The sequence below is a fragment of the Petralouisia muris genome (assembly GCF_004793545.1).
GTDB classification, from domain to species: Bacteria; Bacillota; Clostridia; order Lachnospirales; family Lachnospiraceae; genus Petralouisia; species Petralouisia muris.
This window is the reverse complement of record NZ_SRYA01000232.1, coordinates 1-667: the sequence shown is the minus strand read 5'-3', so window position 1 is coordinate 667 and position 667 is coordinate 1. Positions and strand designations below refer to the sequence as shown.

Annotated in this window: 2 pseudogenes; both read right to left on the bottom strand. The window is 36.3% G+C overall.

From position 1 onward, the window contains the following. Positions 1 to 353: pseudogene (locus E5329_RS29255) on the bottom strand (AAA family ATPase); the annotation flags it as partial. Then, positions 338 to 667 (bottom strand): annotated as a pseudogene (locus tag E5329_RS29250) (ATP-dependent nuclease); the annotation flags it as partial. The pseudogenes E5329_RS29255 and E5329_RS29250, both read right to left, overlap by 16 nt.

The window sequence follows — 667 nt, the reverse complement described above, 5'->3', positions numbered from 1 at the left end:
AAAAGCAAAGCAAGCCTGTTGCTATATAAATAGCGATTTTGTGTCATATAATAACCTAAATCTGTTTGGCGATACGATCTATTTTCATTTGCCCTATATATCACGCCTTTTGCTTTATGCTTGTCCGATAAAAAAGGCTTATAGCAGAAGCCATATAAAAAAGAAAAATACGTCATTAAAGTTACATTTGCTGGCCATATGCCATTAAACCTGCTTGTTATTTTCTGACGCAGATTATCATAATTAGCGGTAGTATATGTAACGATTAATGACCTTTTATCGGCAGATAAACTTTTAATAATATATGTTGTTTTGCCGGAGCCGGCAACGGCAAATATTACTTTCTTATCCATTCGATTGCTCCTTTAATATAATCAGGGACTACGATATCCTCTGTTTGCTCCAGCAGGGTATATGCGGCTTCGGTTTTATTCCCAAGCATATAATCTAGCGGTTTATCGTTGAAAAGCCCATCACAGAGTTCTTTGTTGTCATTATACAAAACGATTTCAAACGTCCTTTTCTCATTATCATCTTCGCTAAAAATCTCAATGTCAGCATCCCCGGAAAAATCGCTGTATTTGTCTATACAGTTCTTTTGTTTATTGCCGTCATTATCCGTAACAACTGCGACCTTGCTATGGATTAGACGGGCTATCTCTAAATA